The organism is Streptomyces sp. NPDC001709, assembly GCF_053596375.1.
Genome location: NZ_JBSFGB010000001.1, coordinates 313,175 through 330,250, shown reverse-complemented (window position 1 = coordinate 330,250; position 17,076 = coordinate 313,175). Strand labels below are relative to the sequence as shown.

Here is a 17,076-nt window from a genome sequence, read left to right as displayed (position 1 = left end):
GTCACGAAACGGGGCAGGTCGCCGGTCACGGGACAGGGCCGGGAACTGGACGGAAAGCGGCCGGGAACATCCGGGAACATCATGGAACACGGCCGAGAACAGAAGACGGGACACGGGGAGTGCCTTCAGGTGGCCACAGCGGAGCCGACACGCGCCGACGACGCCGATCCGGGCCCGGGATCCGGCCCGCGAATACGCGTGTCCACGGCTGACCCGGAGGGTCCCACCGACCACCCGGACAGCCCTACCGACAGTGATCGTCCCGACGCGCGCCCGAATCGGCTCGCGCGTCTCCTCATCGCCGCCGAACCCCTGAGACAGCGGCTGCTCAAGCACCCCGTACTGTCCATAACAGCCCTCGCGGGCGTCCTGCACATCATCTGGTTCTTCACGTTCGCGAACAGTGGTGGCGATCTCGCGGCCCAGGACGCCTGGGCGGAGTTCGTCGGCCGGCACCCGGACTCGGCGTACAACCTCGCCTGGTACGGCGGCATGCACCCGGTGTCGTACAGCGTGGTGTCGCCGTATCTGATGGCCGTCCTCGGCGTCCGTACGACGATGATGATCGCCGGGACCGTGTCGGCGGGTCTGCTGACGCTGGTCCTGATCCGCAGCCGGGCGGTGAAGAACCCGCTGTGGGCGTCGCTCACGGGGGTCGTCGCGCTGCTGTGCAACGCGATCTCGGGCCGGGTGACCTTCGGGCTCGGCACGATGTTCGCGCTCGGCGCCGTCGCGGCCGTCTTCTGCTGGCCGTACCGGTGGCGGCACAAACGCTGGGCGAAGGCGGCCGTGGCCGCGCCGCTGGCCGGTCTTTCCACCATGGCCTCGCCCGTCTCGGGGCTGTTCGTGGGTCTGGTCGCGGCCGCGCTGTTCCTGCAGAAGCGGCGGCCGGGCGCCTGGGCGCTGGGGCTCGCCCCGACGGTGGTGGTCGCCGCCTCGTACTTCCTCTTCCCCTTCTCCGGCACCCAGCCGATGACGATCGGCTCGGTGATCCTGCCGCTGCTGTCCGGCCTGCTGTGCCTGTTCCTGGTCCCCGAGGAGTGGGTGACGGTCCGGCTGACGGCCGCCGTGTACAGCCTCGGCGTGGTCCTGGTCTGGCTGATCAGCTCGCAGATCGGCTCGAACATCTCCCGGCTGCCGATGCTGTTCGCGGGTGCGACGCTGGTCGCCGCGCTGCCGTTCACGGTGCGGAAGTCGCGCAAGTGGTACGCGACCGTGCTGGCGCTGCTCGGCTTCGCCGGCTGGATCGGTTTCAAGTCGGTCGACGACATCATCCATACGACCCCGGCCGCGTCCTGGGCCCGGGAGCTGGCCCCGCTCGTCCACCAGTTGCAGAAGGCCGGCGCCGAGAAGGGCCGGGTCGAGGTCGTCCCGGCGCGCTCGCACCGGGAGGCCTCCGCGCTCGCGCCGTACGTGAACCTGGCGCGCGGCTGGAACCGGCAGGCCGACATGGAGCGCAACCCGCTCTTCTACGACGACACCCTCAACTCGGCGAACTACCACGAGTGGCTGCAGCGCTGGGCCGTCCACTTCGTCGTCCTGCCGAAGGACAACCCGGACGGCGACGGCGGCGAGCGCGAGCGGCAGCTGCTGCGGCGCGGGATGCCGTATCTGACGCAGGTCTGGGGGGACGCCAACTGGCAGCTGTTCCGGGTGACCGACCCGGCGCCGCTCGCCGAGCCCAACGCGGTGGTGGACCGCGCCGACCAGGGCGAGATGACGCTTGAGGTGCGCAAGGCCGGGCGGATCCTGATCAGGATCCCGTACTCGCCGTGGCTGAGCGTCGTCGACGAGCACGGCAAGAGTCTGAAGCCGCCGCAGCTGGTCTCCTCCGGTCCGCCGAAGACGTACCGGAACGTCGACGGGTGTCTGATGGAGTCGCCGCAGGATGTGAACGGGGACAAGTGGACGGTGCTGCTCGCTCCGCGGGCCGGGACGTACAGGTTGGCGGCGCCGTACCAGCTGCCACGCGGCACCCCCTGCCCGGACGAACTCAAGTAGCGCCGCGCAGCTCGGCGACGTAGGCATCCGTGCCGGGAATCGTCGGGACGAACGGCGCCACCAGCTCCACCCGCCCCAGCCCCGAGCCGGAGATCTCCGTGTCCAGCCCGGTGAAGCGCTCCTGCCAGCACTCCCGTGGGTCCCGTTCCAGGAACCACAGCAGGGTCACCCGCGTGTCCACGCCCTCGACCTGCTTGACGTAGGTCATGCGGTCGCCCGGCAGGGGGGTCGGCCGGAAGACGGTGACCATGGCCGCCGGGGAGCCGGCGAGGCGGCGGGGCAGGTGCCGGGCGCGCAGCCACTCCACCAGTTCGGCCCGCTGCCGCGGCGACTCGCTGTCGACCACCTCCAGCACCAGCCCGGCGTAGGGATGGTCGAGGGCGTGGAAGTCCCGGGGGCCGGCCGCGCCGTCGCGGTAGACCGTCGTCTCGTGGTCCTGGAAGGACGTGAAGACGTGGGTGCGGGCGTGGTGGACGCGTGCGTCGCGGTTGAGACGCTTGTTGATGGCGACGGTCCACTTCATGTGGTCGTCGTAGCGGCCGGCGGTGATCCAGTAGGTGGAGAGGTAGCAGCCGGCCGTGACGGGCTGGGCGACGGCCGACTTCTCCGGGTACCGCAGGAGTTGCAGATCACGGGTCGCCACCCAGCGGCGGCCGGCGTACATCCAGGGCATGGCCATCGCGCCGGCGTAGTAGTGGTCGTCCTCGTACCAGCGGTTGTAGGCGTACTCGTGGCCCGGGTGCGGCTCGACCATGGTGATCAGGGCGTGGCCGGGTCGGACGCCGTACGGTCCTACGGCGGCCAGTTCGGCGTACGTCTCGCTACGGGTGTCCTCGCCCATGCGGTTCCCCTTTCCTGCGATGGGCCATACTCTGACGCTCCGTCAGATAAAGCGCCATACCGCGGGAGGCACCGATGTCCCTGCTCGCAGGCAAGACCGTCGTCGTCTCGGGAGTCGGCGCCGGGCTCGGTCACCAGGTCGCCGCGGCCGTCGTACGGGACGGCGGGAACGCGGTGCTCGGGGCGCGCACCGAGGCGAACCTCGCCAAGAGCGCGGCCGAGATCGATCCGGAGGGCGCGCGTACGGCGTACCGGGCGACCGACATCACCGACGAGGCGCAGTGCGCGGCGCTGGCCGCGCTGGCGCGGGAGCGGTTCGGCGGGATCGACGCGGTGGTCCATGTCGCGGCCTGGGACTCCTACTTCGGCGGGTTCGAGGACGCGGACTTCGCGACCTGGCAGTCGGTCCTCGACGTGAACCTGCTGGGCACCCTGCGGATGACGCGGGCGTGCCTGCCGGCGCTGAAGGCGGCCGGAGGCGGCTGCGTCGTCTTCATCGGGACACAGTCGGCCGTCGCCGCGCCCTCACAGGTCAAGCAGGCCGCGTACGCCGCGTCGAAGGGGGCGCTGACCAGCGCGATGTACTCCCTGGCGCGGGAGCTCGGGCCGCACCGGATACGGGTCAACACCGTGCTGCCGGGCTGGATGTGGGGGCCGCCGGTGCAGGCGTACGTGACGTTCACCGCGCAGACGGAAGGGGTGCCGGAGGCGGAGGTGCTGGGGCGGCTGACCGAGCGGATGGCGTTGCCGGAGCTGGCGACGGACGGGGACGTGGCGGATGCGGCGGTGTTCCTGTCCTCGGACCGGGCGCGGGCCATCACGGGGCAGTCGCTGCTGGTCAACGCGGGGGAGCTGATGCGGTGACACCACGCCCGCCACGCGTGCCGGCGACCAGACGGTCGTTCAGGTAGGTGAACGCAAGTCATCAAGTCGAACATCTTTACCGCGACTTGACCTCCCTCTTGCTTGTCGCGTTCATGTGAACACACCCACGATCGAGCACATGAACAGTCTCGACTGGGCCGTACTCATCGGCTACTTCGGTGTGATGGTCGCGATCGGCGTCTGGTCGCACAAGCGCGTGGACAACGTCTCCGACTTCTTCACGGCCGGCGGCAAGATGCCCTGGTGGCTGTCCGGCATCTCGCACCACATGTCGGGCTACAGCGCGGTCATGTTCACCGGGTACGCGGGCATCGCCTACACCTACGGCGTCACCTCCTTCGCCACCTGGTCCTTCCCCATCGCGCTCGGCATCGCCATCGGGTCGAAGCTGTTCGCGCCCCGCATCAACCGGCTGCGCTCCCGGCTGCATGTGGCCTCCCCGCTGGAGTACCTGAAGAACCGTTACGACCTGTCCACCCAACAGGCGCTCGCCTGGTCCGGCATGCTGCTGAAGATCGTGGACGTGGGCGCCAAGTGGGCGGCGATCGCCACCCTGTTGTCGGTGTTCACCGGGGTCACCCTGAACCAGGGCATCCTCATCACCGGCGCGATCACGGCCGTGTACTGCACGATCGGCGGCCTGTGGGCGGACGCGCTGACCGAACTCGGCCAGTTCGTCATCCAGTTGCTGGCCGGCGTCTCGATGTTCGTGGCGGTCGTACTCAAGCTGAACGACAAGCACATCGGCTTCTTCGACGCCTGGAACCAGCCCGCGCTGCACGGCCATGGCAAGCCGCTGGTCGGCCCCTACGGCACGGTGTTCCTGCTGGCGTTCCTGTTCATCAAGCTCTTCGAGTACAACGGCGGCATGCTCAACCAGGCGCAGCGGTACATGGCGACGGGCAGCGCGTACGCGGCCGAGCGCTCGGCCCGGCTGTCGGCGGTCCTGTGGCTGCTCTGGCCGGTCGTCCTCTTCTTCCCCATGTGGATGTCCCCGCTGCTGGTCCACGCGGCGAAGCCGGACGGCTCCGACTCCTACGGCCTGATGACCGAACAGCTGCTGCCACACGGGCTGCTGGGCCTGGTCGTCGTCGGTTTCTTCTCCCACACGATGGCCATGTGCTCCTCCGACGCGAACGCGATCGCGGCGGTGTTCACCCGTGACGTGGCGCCGGTGCTGTCCGCTCGCGCTCGGGCGTGGGGACAGCGGTCGGGGCTGATCGCCGCCCGCGTCACCACGGTCGTCTTCCTGGCCCTGTCCATGGCGGTGGCGACGCAGGTGAACTCGCCCGCCTTCAAGGACATCATCACGGTGGTCATCAAGTGGGTGGCCGGCCTCATGGGCCCGATCGCGATCCCGATGATGCTGGGTCTGCTCCGTCCGTTCCGCCGCTCCGGTCCCACGGCGGCGCTGACCAGCTGGGCGGCGGGTCTGCTGGCGTTCTGGCTGGTGAACTACCCCATCAGCTGGAACGTCTCCGGCGGGGTCCCGCTCCAGTACCAGGTCTCCGTCCCGCTGGCAGTGTCCCTGGTGCTGTACATCGCCATCGGCTACCTGAAGCCGGAGGAGACGCCGGAGCGGCTGGCCGTCATCGAGAAGGTCAATGCGGACGGGGACGCGGTGACGGCGGTGCCGGTGCCGGCGGGTGCGGGGGACGACGTGGTGGGGGCGCCGTAGCGCTCAGGCTCGCGGATACCGGGCCAGCCACCCCGGCGAAGACCCCGCGGGACCGTGCAGAGCCGGGCCCTGTGTCATCTCCATGGCGAAGTCGTCGGCGAGTTCCAGCACCGTAGGGCGGCCCTCCAGCTCGGTCAGCCAGGCCGGCGGGAGGGCCGTCTCGCCGTGGAGCGCGCCGAGGAGGCCGCCGGTGAGGGCGCCCGCCGCCGCGGAGGGGCCGCTCTGGTTCACCGCCAGGCACAGGCCGTGCCGTACGTCCTCCCCCACCAGCGCGCAGTACACGGACGCCGCCAGCAACCCGTCCGCCGTACCGTCGCCGGCCAGTTCCTCCACCCGCGTCGGGCCCGGGATCCCCTGCCGTACCGCCCCGAGCGCATGCTGCAGGGCGTCCGAGACGGGCTGGTGGCCGGGCCGGGCGGCGAGCAGCGCGAGGGCCCGCTGCACGGCGCCGTCCAGGCTCTCGCCCCGGGCCAGCGCATGCACGATCACGGCGTACGCGCCCGCCGAGAGATAGGCGATGGGATGCCCGTGGCTCTGCGCGGCGCACTCCACCGCCAGCTGTGCGACGAGCTGCGGCTCCCAGCCGACCAGCAGCCCGAAGGGCGCGGACCGGGCCACCGCCTCCGGGCCCAGCTCGCCGGGGTTCTTCGGTGACTCCAGCGTGCCCATGGTGTCGTCGCCGAAGCCGATGAGCAGCGGCCGGGTCGGCTCCCGGCGGGCGTACAGCCACTCCTCGCGCGCCAGCCAGCCGTCGTCCTTGCGGCGCTCGTCGGGCCCCCAGTCCCGCTGGGTGGCCGCCCACCGCCGGTACGCCCGGTGCAGATCGGTCGGCGGGTGCCAGGCGCCGGTGTCCCGGCGCACCTGGGCCCTTATCAGCCCGTCCACGGTGAACAGGGTGAGCTGGGTGTGGTGGGTGACCGTGCCGCGCCGCCCGTGCCCGAAGGCCAGGTCGAGCAGGCCCTCGGGGCCGTAGGCGGCCCGGATCTCCTCCAGGGACAGCGGATCGGCGGGCCCGCCGAGCGCGTCGCCCACGGCGGCCCCGAGGAGGGTGCCGCGCACCCGGCTGCGGAAGTCCTGCTGCTCGGCTCGGCCCCAGACGGCGCCGGTTGTCGCACTCACCCAGACCTCCCCACGACACCGTCCGTCCGTACGACGCTCAGCACTGTAATCGACGGGGAACGGTCCGTTCACGGGGGCAAATCGCCCCCGAGGGGTCATTCCCGCCCAGCTACGAGCGCTTCGACCCCGTCGAGAATCCGGTCGATCCCGAACTCCAGCGGATCGATGCCGTCCGGCTCGAACGCGCCCTCGGCGACGGCCTTGGTCAGGGCCGGGAAGCGGTCGGCGTGCCGGGCGAGCAGCTCTCCGGCGAGCCGGTCCCACTCCGTGTTCTGTTCCGCGGCCTGTTCCCCCTGTGCGTCGCGCCGCTGCTGGGTGACATTGCGGACGAGCCCGATCAGCAGCAGGAAGATCTGGTGACGCTGGGCGGCGCCGAGACCGGTGGGCTCCAGGGCGGCGAGGGCCACGTCCAGCCAGCGCAGCTGGCAGGGGCCCATGATCTGGCGGCGCATGGCGAGGGCGGTGAGCATCCAGGGGTGGGCCGCGTAGACGCGCGCGCACTGCCGCGTCCACTGCCGTACCCCCGCCCGCCAGTCCCCCTCCGGCACGCCGGCCGGATCCGGCCCCTCGGCCAGCACGGACTCCACCATCAGCTCGACGAGTTCCGTCTTACCGGGGACGTACCGGTACAGGGCCATCGCCGAGACCCCGAAGGTGCCGGCCACCTTGCTCATGGAGACCGCGTCCAGCCCCTCCGCGTCGGCGAGTTCGGCGGCGGCCGCCGCGATGCGCTGCGGGGTCAGCTTCGGCTTGGGTCCGCGCGTGGGCTTCTCCTGCTCGCCCCACAGCAGCGCGAGGGTCGCCCGTGGATCGCGGGGCGCGTCCTGCTGCTGCTCTTTGTTCCGTCCACCCATCGGACCCCTCCCGGTCTGCGCCGAAGCGGGCGTTGACTTCGCCCACCAACTGTATATACCTTAAACACAACAGCTGACGGCATAAACAGTTTAGGGGGAACACCATGCTGTTGACCTACCGCGCCCTCAAGCGCCGCGCCCTCGCCAAGAAGCTCGCGATCACCACCGCGAACGGCATCGACGAGTCCTCGTACGTCCGCATCGGCGGCATCGACCAGTGGATCTCGATCCGCGGCGAGGACCGGACGAACCCCGTGGTCCTGGAGATCCACGGCGGCCCCGGCGCCTCCAACCTGATCTTCATCCCGCGCACCCGCGCCTGGGAGCGGCACTTCACGATCGTCCGCTGGGACATGCGCGGCGCCGGCCGGACCTTCGCGGCGGGCGGCCCGGAGGGCCAGGGCGAACTGACCCTCGACCGCCTCTACTCCGACGCCCTGGAGGTCACGGCCCACATCCGCACCCGCCTGGGCGTGGACAAGGTGCTGCTCCTGGCCAACAGCTTCGGCACGGTCACCGGCCTCCGCCTGGCCCGCAACCACCCCGAGCTGTACTCGGCGTACGTCGGCACCGACCAGAACATCGTCGGCGGCGGCCGGGACACCTCCGCCTACCAAGCGCTGCTGGCCCGCCTGGAGCAGGCCGGCAAGAAGAAGCAGCTGTCAAAGATGGCGGCCCTGGGCCCGGACCCGTCCGCCTGGTCGCCCCACGAGTGGGCGGAGTACGCGAAGACGGTGGTCACGACCGACCCCCTCACCTACGACACGATGAAGACGGTCGTGATCCGCTCCCTCTGGTTCTCCCCCCTCCACACCCTCCGCGACCTGTGCACCTACCTGAAGGCCCAGACCTTCTCCGAGTCACTGGGCCCCCAGGCCATGACGATCGACGAGCACGCCGAAGGCACCGCCTTCCGCCTCCCCTTCTTCCTCTTCCAGGGCGCCGCCGACGTCCTCACCCCACCGGAACCGGCCCGCCGCTTCTACGAGTCGGTCACGGCCCCCGTGAAGGACTTCGCCCTGATCCGGGAGGCCAGCCACTTCGCGTCCTTCCGCCACCCCGACCGGTTCCTGGAGCTGCTGCTGACTAGGGTGCGGCCGGTGGTGACGGGAGAGCCGGTCAGTTGACCGAGGACGGGTGGTGGCGTGGGGGTGGGGGTGTGGGGGCCGAGAGGTGGGCGGCCTGGGTCTCGTCCGCCTCGGCTCGGTCGGGTGCGCCGAGTCTGCGGTGTACCTCCGCGCGCCGCTCCAGCGCCCACACGTACACCGGGTTGAGCAGCAGGGCGCGGTCGAGGTCGGTGAGGGCCTGCTGGAGGCGGCCGAGGTTGGCGTGCGAGGCGCCGCGGCTCGCGTATGCCGAGGCGTAGTCGGGGTCCAGGGCGAGTGCGCGGTCGTAGTCGGCGAGGGCCTCCTCGTCGCGGCCGGCCACCCGGAGGGCGTCGCCGCGTTCGCAGCGGCCCCAGGCCCAGTCCGGCTGGAGGGTGAGGGCCCGGTCCAGGTCGGCGAGCTGCCGGGTGCGGTCCCGGCGGGCGCGCCAGAGACGGGCCCGGCGGGCGAGCGCCCACGCGTAGTCGGGGTTGAGTTCGAGCGCCCGGTTCAGATCGGCCTGTGCCTCGTCCAGCTCGCCGCGGGCCAGGCGGGCGGCGCCCCGGGAGGCCCAGGCGAAGGCCTGGCCGGGGTCGAGCCGGATCCCCTGGTCGAGGTCGGCCACCGCCTCCTCGTACCGGCCCAGGATCCGCAGGTGCTCGCCGCGCAGGAACATGTTGTACGGGTTGTCCGGCTCCAGCTCCAGCACCCGGCGCAGGTCCTCCAGTGCCCCCCGGTAGTCGCCGAGCGAGCTGCGCGCCAGGACCTTGCCCCGCAGGGCCCGCACCAGGCAGGGGTCGAGCGCGAGGGCCCTGTCGTACTGGTCCAGCGCGCCCTGCTGGTCGTCGGCCCGCGCCAGGGCGTCGCCCAGGACCGCGTACGCCGTCGCCCGCCACGGCTCCTCGGCCCGCGCCCGCTCCAGCAGCAGAGCCGCCACCCCGGCGACCGTGTCCGCCGCGAACGCCTCCGCCAGCGCGCTCCCCCAGCTCGCCAGGGTCCGTGCGCCCGTGTCACCCGCGTCCTCGCCCGCCTCGACCAGCAGGCGCACCCAGCGCCACAGGACGTCGTCCCCGTGGTCGCAGGCCGTGACGACGTCCGCCAGCACGGCGGGCAGGGCGGACCGGGGATCCGCGCACAGGGAGTGGTAGGACTCCGACAGGCGCAGCTCCCGCCAGTCCTCCTCCTTCCAGAACTCCCCCGGTTCCAGGGCCGCTTCGGTCTCCCGGAGCCACTGCCCGAACGTCCGCGCGAGCCGCCGGTGCCGCTCCGCCCAGCCCCTCGGGGACTGCCGGCGCTGGAGCCGCAGCATCGGCGCCCGGACGAGATCGTGGTACCGCATCCGGTCCCCGCGCCCGCTGACGAACGGCATGCCCTGCAGCCACGCGTACAGCCCGTCGGACTCCTCCTCCGGGCACTCGGTCACGGCCCGGAACACGTCCGCGTCCAGTGTCCGGGGCAGCGCGCAGGCCAGCGCGGTGGCCCGGCGCACCGGATCCCGCTCCCACTTCAGGAACCGCTCCACGGCCGTCCCGCTGGGATCACCCACGTCCCGCGGATCGGCGGGCCGGGCCTCGGCCAGAGTCGAGACGAGCACCGGCAGGCCCCCGGTCAGCCGCAGCACCTCGGCGACGACCGGCTCATCGCGCACGCCCTTGTCCGCGAGGAGCCCGCGCGCCTCCGCCTCCGTGAACGGACCGAGCGGCACGTCCGTCACGAAGTCCGCGAATCCGCCCCAGCGGGCCGGGGCGAGCGGGAGCTGGCCCGCGGTCACCAGGACGACGTTGGCCGGCAGGGTGCCGTACCGGTCCGTCGTCATGATCTCGTGCAGCCAGCCGTCCAGGAACCGGCCCGTGCGCTCGTAGGTGTCGAAGAGCAGGACGATCCACGCCGCGGCGGAGGCGGCGGAGGCGAGTTCGCCCAGCAGCGTCGGTGTCAGTTCCCGCTCCGGCGCGAGCACCAGGTTCACGTCCTCCTGGTTGCGCAGCCGCGCGCTGAGCCCCGCCCGCAACCGGTCGGCGCCCTGGGCGAGTTGCTCCGCGTCCAGCGCGCCCGCGAACGGTCCGACGCCCGGCACCATGCCGAGCCCGACCAGCCCGGCCCGCGCCACGGCCAGCGCACCGGCCGACGGACGCGGCGCCGCCTCCGGGTCGAGCGCGAGCGCCGCGGCCTCGGCCTCGTGCCGCCGCTCCCGGTAGGCGGCCAGTTGCCGCTCCAGCTCCTTGCAGCGGTGGCCCTGCTGACCGAGCTGACGGCCGATCGCCGCCATCGCCTCCGGCACGCTCCCGGCGCTCTCGTCCACATACGCCGTCAGCGCGCCGCGCTCGCGCGCGATCTGCTCCAACTCCCTGATCAGGAAGGTCTTTCCGACGCCTGCGTTGCCGTGGACGTGGAAGAGGAAGCGGTGGCTTTCGTCCTCGGGCGAAAGGTCCAAGTTGGCCCGGAACGCGGCGCGTTCGCCACCGCGCCCGACGAACCCCGCCCGTCTGCGCCGTCCGATCAGTTCGTGCATCGACGGCCGTGCCTGCGCCATCCCTACGCCCCTCCCCGCAGCCCGCGTTCTCATTCTGGCGCAATGACCACGCGATAACCGGGCCCTGGACAGGGGAGAATTCAGCCATGACCACCACCCCCACGCGCCACACCGGCCTCACGCTTGCCGCCGGTGTGCTCACCGGCATACTCGCCCTCTACATCGCCCTGGTCGCCTTCGGGAACATCACCGACTTCGGGACGAACCAGCAGTTCGTACGGCATGTGCTGGCGATGGACACGACCTTCAAGGACGACGACCTGATGTGGCGGGCCATCACCAGTACCGCGCTGCAGGACACCGCCTACGTCCTGATCATCGCGTGGGAGACGGTGTCCGCCCTGGTCCTGATCTGGGGCACGTACCTGTGGGCGCGGCGCGATCACGACCTCGCCCGGCGCGTTTCCACCTACGGGCTGCTGATGCTGCTGCTGCTCTTCGGCGCCGGGTTCATCGGGATCGGCGGTGAGTGGTTCTCGATGTGGCAGTCCAAGACGTGGAACGGGCTGGAGGCCGCGACCCGGATCTTCCTGCTCGCCGGGGTCGCCCTGATCGTCAACCAGCTGCCCACCCGGCAGGCGGGGGCAGAGGCAGAGGCAGAGGCTATTTGACGACCGCCACACTCGTGCCCTGATCACCGAAGGACCACAGGGCGGCGCCGTCCTGCTTGTGCATACGGATGCCGCCCAGCTTCTTGCCGTCGGTCGTCGGTGGCGGCGAGGAGCCGTCCAGGGCGTTGGAGAAGGCTATGTTCACGCCCTCCACCTTGGTGAAGTACATGATGTGTTCGATCTCCACGCCGTCCGAGCCCCTGAGGGACTGCCGGCGCAGCGTGACCGAGAACCGGCCGGGCTGCGGGCTCACGGTGCCCGGCCACACCGTGAACGTACGGGTCGCCTTGCCCGTCGCGTCGACCAGCCACACCCGCTTCTCGCCGAGCGAGTACACGATCCGGCGGCCCTCGCCCGACGCGTCCGGCAGCGCGGGCGCCGCCGGGGAGTGCGGTGCGGCGGAGCCGTGGGCGCTCGCCGACGCGGACGGGCTCGGCCTGGCCGCCACGGCGGCCGTGGGATGCGGCCCGCGGTCCGCCTGTACGGCAAGGGCGACGACGGCCGCGGTCGCTCCCGCCGTCAGGCCGGTGACCCAGGCCCAGGAGGGCAGTCGGGCAGCCACGGGTACGCATCTCCTCCGCTAGGGGGCCCGCCCGGGGGTGCTGTGGGGCCCCTTCCCGGGTCCGGGTCGGATCATCGTACTCAGTCCAGGACCGGCAACAGTTCCGGCAGGTGCCCGTCGGAGGCCTCCGCCGCCCGCTGCCGTTCCTCCGGCACCTCGCCGTAGAGCGTGGTGCGCGGCTTCGCCGGGCGGCCGGCCGTCTCGGCGACGGCCACCAGGTCGCGGATCGACTTGTACGAGCCGTACGACGAGCCCGCCATCCGGGAGATCGTCTCCTCCATCAGCGTGCCGCCCAGGTCGTTCGCGCCGGAGCGGAGCATCTCCGCCGCACCTTCCGCGCCCAGTTTCACCCAGCTTGTCTGGATATTGGGGATCCAGGGGTGCAGGAGCAGGCGGGCCATCGCCGTCACCGCCCTGTTGTCCCTCGTCGTGGGGCCGGGCCTGGCGATGCCCGCCAGGTACACCGGGGCGTTCGTGTGAATGAACGGCAGTGTCACGAACTCGGTGAAACCGCCCGTCTCACGCTGGATCCGGGCCAGCGTGCGCAGATGGCCCAGCCAGTGGCGGGGCTGGTCGACATGGCCGTACATCATCGTCGAGGACGAGCGGATGCCCAGCTCGTGGGCCGTCGTGACGACCTCGATCCAGGTGGCCGCCGGCAGCTTGCCCTTGGTCAGCACCCAGCGGACCTCGTCGTCCAGGATCTCCGCCGCCGTGCCCGGGATGGTGTCCAGGCCGGCTTCCCTGGCCGCCGTCAGCCACTCGCGGATCGACATCCCGGTGCGGGTCGCGCCGTTGACGACCTCCATCGGCGAGAAGGCGTGGACGTGCATGCCGGGGACCCGCTCCTTCACCGCCTTCGCGATGTCGAAGTACGCCGTCCCGGGCAGATCCGGGTGGATGCCGCCCTGCATGCACACCTCGACCGCGCCCACGTCCCAGGCCTGCTGGGCGCGGTCCGCGACCTGTTCCAGCGAGAGCGTGTAGGCGTCGGCGTCCGTACGGCGCTGGGCGAAGGCGCAGAAACGGCAGCCGGTGTAGCAGACGTTGGTGAAGTTGATGTTGCGGGTGACGATGTAGGTCACGTCGTCGCCGACCGCGGAGCGACGCACGTCGTCGGCGACCCGGCACAGCGCGTCCAGCGCCGGGCCGTCCGCGTGCAGCAGGGCCAGGGCCTCGGCGTCGGTGAGCTTCGTCGGGTCGTCCGCGGCCGTGCGCAGCGCCTGCCGTACGTCCGTGTCGATGCGCTGCGGCGCCATACCGGGGGCGGCCGCCTCGCGCAGCGCCTCCCAGTCGCCGTACACCTCGTCGAAGTCGTCGCGCCGGTCGGCCGTACGGCCCTCGGTGTCGATGGTGTGGTGCAGGTCCGTGCGGCCGGTGGCCACGAACGACTCCTCCGGCTCCTGCCACGGGTGGCCCTCCACGGTCGCGTCCGGGAGGGCCAGACCCGTCGCCGGGTCGGCCAGCGCGCTCACGTGCGGGCGCAGGCGCGGATCCAGCCAGGGCTCGCCGCGGCGCACGAACTCCGGGTAGACGCAGAGGCGTTCACGCAGTTCGAAACCGGCCGCCCGGGAGCGGTCGGTGAGTTCCTCGATCTGCGGCCAGGGGCGTTCGGGGTTGACGTGGTCGATGGTCAGGGGCGACACCCCGCCCCAGTCGTCGATGCCCGCCCCGATCAGCCGCTCGTACTCGCTGTCGACCAGGTTCGGCGGGGCCTGGAGGCAGGCGGACGGGCCCATGATGTGGCGGGCGACGGCCACCGTGGCGACCAGGTCGTCCAGTTCGGCGTCCGGCATGCCGCGCATCGCCGTGTCCGGCTTGGCGCGGAAGTTCTGGATGATCAGTTCCTGGATGCCGTGGTAGGCGCGGGAGACCTTGCGGAGGGCGAACAGGGACTCGGCGCGCTCCTCGTACGTCTCGCCGATGCCGATCAGCAGGCCGGAGGTGAAGGGCACGGAGGAGCGTCCGGCGTCCTCCAGTACCCGCAGGCGTACGGCCGGTTCCTTGTCCGGGGAGCCGTGGTGCGGGCCGCCGGGCTCGGACCAGAGCCGGGTCGCGGTCGTCTCCAGCATCATGCCCATGGAGGGCGCCACCGGCTTGAGCCGCTGGAAGTCCGTCCACGTCATCACACCGGGGTTGAGGTGGGGCAGCAGCCCGGTCTCCTCCAGGATCCGGATGGAGATGGCGCGGACGTAGGCGATGGTGTCGTCGTAGCCGTGCGCGTCGAGCCACTCGCGCGCCTCGGGCCAGCGGTCCTCCGGCTTGTCGCCGAGGGTGATGAGGGCTTCCTTGCAGCCGAGGGCGGCGCCCTTGCGGGCGATGTCCAGCACCTCGTCCGGGGACATGAACATCCCGTGGCCGGCCCGGCGCAGCTTGCCGGGGACGGTGACGAAGGTGCAGTAGTGGCATTTGTCCCGGCACAGCCGGGTCAGGGGGATGAAGACGCTCTTGGAGTACGTGATGACACCGGGGCGGCCCGCCTGTTCGAGGCCGGCGTCGCGCACCCGGGCGGCGGACGCGGCGAGGCCGGTCAGGTCCTCGCCGCGGACCTGGAGCAGCACCGCCGCCTCGGCGACGTCCAGGGCGACGCCGTCCCGGGCGCGTTTGAGGGCGCGACGCATGGAGTTCTCGGTCGGGCCGGTTCCGGAGGTCGCGGAAGTCGTCATCCCACAACCTTACGTTCGACGTGGTCAGGGCAGACGGCTCCACCGGCGGCAACCGGAGTACGACCGGCACCGGCACACGTCCCGGCGATGACGTCGCGTGCATGACACACAGCCGTTTGCCGGATCCCGTATACCAACCCCCTTCCCTTTCACGGGAGTTCACGCAGAGACTGGAGCATGACCACCATGTGTGACGACACGCACGGTCAGGCCCAGGGCATCGGCAGACGCGCGCTGTTCGTGACGGGCGCCGCCGCTGCCCTTACGTTGGGAAGCGTGAGCTTCGCAGCGGCGGACGGCCAGCAGCAGGAGACCCGGACCGTGGGCGGCACGCTGCCGCCCGGCTCCCCCGACTTCGTGTACGTACCGGTCGAAGTCCCCGTCGGCGTACAGGAGATCAAGGTCTCCTACACCTACGACAAGCCCTCGGTCCCGGTCGGCACCCAGGGCAACGCGCTCGACATCGGCCTCTTCGACCGGCACGGCACCGAGCTGGGCGGCCGGGGCTTCCGAGGCTGGTCGGGCGGGGCACGTACGGAGTTCTTCGTCCGGGCCGACGACGCGACCCCCGGGTACATCCCGGGCCCGCTGCGGGAGGGCACCTGGTACGTCGCACTGGGCCCCTATACGGTCGCGCCGCAGGGGCTGACGTACGAGCTGACGATCACGCTGACGTACGGCGAGGCCGGTGCGACCCCGCGGCCGGTGTATCCGCCGCCCCGGGCGAAGGGGCGGGGCCGGGACTGGTACCGGGGCGACTGCCATCTGCACTCCTGGTACTCCGACGGCCGCCGCACCCCGGCCGAGATCGCGGCCCTGGCACGGGCGGCGGGACTGGACTTCATCAACTCCTCGGACCACAACACCCACTCGTCCCACCCCCACTGGGCGGACCAGGCGGGCGACGACCTGCTGATCATGCTCGGCGAGGAGGTCACCACGCGGAACGGCCATGTGGTGGCGCTCGGCACGGAGCCCGGCACGTTCGTGGACTGGCGCTACCGCGCCCGGGACAACCGCTGGGCCCATTACGCCCGGGAGATCCGCCGCGCCGGCGGCCTGGTCGTCCCCGCCCACCCGCACGCCAGCTGCGTCGGCTGCGGCTGGAAGTTCGGCTTCGGCGAGGCGGACGCCGTGGAGGTGTGGAACGGCCCGTACACCCCGGACGACGAGGTCACGCTGGCCGACTGGGACAACCGGCTGGTCGCCTCCGTGCGGCAGGGGCGGGCCTGGCTCCCGGCGATGGGCAACAGCGACGCCCACCGCGACCCGGACGCGGTCGGCTCGCCCCAGACGGTCGTCCTCGCCGACGACCTGACCCGCGAGGCGATCCAGGAGGGCATCCGCGCGGGACGCTCGTACGTGGCCGAGTCGAAGAACGTCGTCCTCGGCTTCACGGTGACGGGCGGGCGCGGACAGCAGGCGGGCATCGGGGAACGGCTGGACGTGGACGCCAACACCCCGGTGACCGTACGGCTGGAGGTCTCGGGGGCCCCGCGCTGCTCGGTGCGGTTCGTCACCGACCAGGGTGTGCTGTTCACCAGCGATCCGCTGCCGGTGTCGGGCGCGGGCACGGTCGAGTGGGGTACGACGCCTGCCTACGCGGCGTACGTGCGCGCCGAGGTGCGGCACGAGACGGCGCTCGGGCCGGTGCCGGGGGCGCTGGCGGCCTTCACCAACCCCGTCTTCCTCGGCAGCACGTGACCCTCGGGGCTACTTGATCTGCCCGGCCGCCCACTCGGCCCACTCGCGCCGCATGGCGTTGAACCGCAGGCCGTACTCCAGGGCGATCCGGCCATAGACCGAGAGGTTGCCGTCGTCCCAGTCGATGGAGTCGGAGAGCTGCCGCAGCTGGTCGTATCCCGTCTGGGACATGTCGACCAGATGGGTCAGGTAGGCGCGCGCCTGCTCGGGGCTGAGCACACCCAGGAAGAAGACGCGCAGCAGGAGGTCGCTGCGGGCGGCGGGCTGGGGCGCGACCTCGGTGAGCCAGTGGCGCAGCTCCGCCATGCCCTCGTCGGTGATCTCGTACTCCTTGCGGCCGCGCGGGCCCTCGGCTGCGACCTTGATCAGCCCGGAGCCGTCCAGTTTGGTCAGCTCGGTGTAGATCTGGCTCTGGGTCGCGGGCCAGACGTTGGCCAGTGAGGTCTCGAACGTCTTCAGCAGGTCGTAGCCACTGGCGCGGCGGTCCGAGAGCAGACCGAGCAGTGCGTGTTTGAGGCTCATACCCCTCAGCCTACCTTCC

The 17,076-nt window shown here is 71.5% G+C and carries 13 protein-coding genes; 6 read left to right on the top strand and 7 right to left on the bottom strand.

What is annotated here, in order from left to right; all coding sequences use genetic code 11:
• Positions 1–129 precede the first annotated feature (129 nt).
• Complete coding sequence (locus ACWC0C_RS01670; protein ID WP_450860804.1) at positions 130–2,001, top strand: MFS transporter; 1,872 nt, start codon at positions 130–132, stop codon at positions 1,999–2,001.
• Here the strand turns inward: ACWC0C_RS01670 and ACWC0C_RS01665 are convergent.
• A complete protein-coding gene (locus ACWC0C_RS01665; RefSeq protein WP_449198740.1) occupies positions 1,994–2,842 on the bottom strand; it encodes a hypothetical protein in 849 nt (282 codons plus the stop codon). The two genes, ACWC0C_RS01670 and ACWC0C_RS01665, sit on opposite strands and share 8 nt — an antisense overlap.
• A 74-nt stretch (positions 2,843–2,916) precedes the next feature.
• Between ACWC0C_RS01665 and ACWC0C_RS01660 the strand changes: the two genes are divergently transcribed.
• Both ACWC0C_RS01660 and ACWC0C_RS01655 read left to right on the top strand, forming a co-directional pair.
• Positions 2,917–3,705, top strand: coding sequence for an SDR family oxidoreductase (locus ACWC0C_RS01660; RefSeq protein ID WP_450860801.1), 789 nt, complete (start codon positions 2,917–2,919; stop codon positions 3,703–3,705).
• Positions 3,706–3,844: 139 nt separating this feature from the next.
• Positions 3,845–5,404 (top strand): sodium:solute symporter family protein, encoded by a 1,560-nt coding sequence (locus ACWC0C_RS01655; RefSeq protein ID WP_450860800.1) that lies wholly within the window; start codon positions 3,845–3,847, stop codon positions 5,402–5,404.
• A 3-nt stretch (positions 5,405–5,407) separates the two neighbouring features.
• On the opposite strand, the gene ACWC0C_RS01650 is transcribed toward ACWC0C_RS01655, so the two are convergent.
• Together ACWC0C_RS01650 and ACWC0C_RS01645 are read right to left on the bottom strand one after the other, a co-directional pair.
• A complete protein-coding gene (locus ACWC0C_RS01650) occupies positions 5,408–6,523 on the bottom strand; it encodes an ADP-ribosylglycohydrolase family protein (protein WP_450860798.1) in 1,116 nt (371 codons plus the stop codon).
• A 95-nt stretch (positions 6,524–6,618) separates the two neighbouring features.
• The gene (locus ACWC0C_RS01645; RefSeq protein WP_450860796.1) at positions 6,619–7,377 is read right to left on the bottom strand and encodes a TetR/AcrR family transcriptional regulator C-terminal domain-containing protein; all 759 of its coding nucleotides are present in this window, start codon (positions 7,375–7,377) and stop codon (positions 6,619–6,621) included.
• Between the two features lie 104 nt (positions 7,378–7,481).
• On the opposite strand from ACWC0C_RS01645, the gene ACWC0C_RS01640 reads away from it, so the two are divergent.
• Entirely contained in the window at positions 7,482–8,504 is a 1,023-nt protein-coding gene (locus tag ACWC0C_RS01640; RefSeq protein WP_450860794.1) for an alpha/beta fold hydrolase, read from the top strand.
• Here ACWC0C_RS01640 and ACWC0C_RS01635 read toward each other — a convergent pair.
• Positions 8,497–10,992 carry a tetratricopeptide repeat protein gene (locus tag ACWC0C_RS01635; protein WP_450860793.1) on the bottom strand — a complete coding sequence of 832 codons (2,496 nt, stop codon included), beginning with the start codon at positions 10,990–10,992 and terminating at the stop codon, positions 8,497–8,499. The genes ACWC0C_RS01640 and ACWC0C_RS01635 overlap by 8 nt on opposite strands.
• Before the next feature lie 86 nt (positions 10,993–11,078).
• Here ACWC0C_RS01635 and ACWC0C_RS01630 point away from each other — a divergent pair, with 86 nt between their 5' ends.
• Positions 11,079–11,603: a DUF2165 domain-containing protein gene (locus ACWC0C_RS01630; RefSeq protein WP_450860791.1), complete on the top strand. Its 525-nt coding sequence runs from the start codon at positions 11,079–11,081 to the stop codon at positions 11,601–11,603.
• Here the strand turns inward: ACWC0C_RS01630 and ACWC0C_RS01625 are convergent.
• Together ACWC0C_RS01625 and ACWC0C_RS01620 are read right to left on the bottom strand one after the other, a co-directional pair.
• Positions 11,596–12,165: a hypothetical protein gene (locus tag ACWC0C_RS01625; RefSeq protein WP_450860789.1), complete on the bottom strand. Its 570-nt coding sequence runs from the start codon at positions 12,163–12,165 to the stop codon at positions 11,596–11,598. The genes ACWC0C_RS01630 and ACWC0C_RS01625 overlap by 8 nt on opposite strands.
• An 80-nt stretch (positions 12,166–12,245) precedes the next feature.
• Entirely contained in the window at positions 12,246–14,831 is a 2,586-nt protein-coding gene (locus ACWC0C_RS01620; RefSeq protein ID WP_450860788.1) for a bifunctional FO biosynthesis protein CofGH, read from the bottom strand.
• A gap of 186 nt (positions 14,832–15,017) precedes the next feature.
• Here ACWC0C_RS01620 and ACWC0C_RS01615 point away from each other — a divergent pair, with 186 nt between their 5' ends.
• Entirely contained in the window at positions 15,018–16,535 is a 1,518-nt protein-coding gene (locus ACWC0C_RS01615) for a CehA/McbA family metallohydrolase (RefSeq protein WP_450861127.1), read from the top strand.
• Between the two features lie 9 nt (positions 16,536–16,544).
• Here the strand turns inward: ACWC0C_RS01615 and ACWC0C_RS01610 are convergent, their stop codons facing one another.
• Positions 16,545–17,057, bottom strand: coding sequence for a PadR family transcriptional regulator (locus ACWC0C_RS01610; RefSeq protein WP_449198750.1), 513 nt, complete (start codon positions 17,055–17,057; stop codon positions 16,545–16,547).
• Between the last annotated feature and the right edge of the window lie 19 nt (positions 17,058–17,076).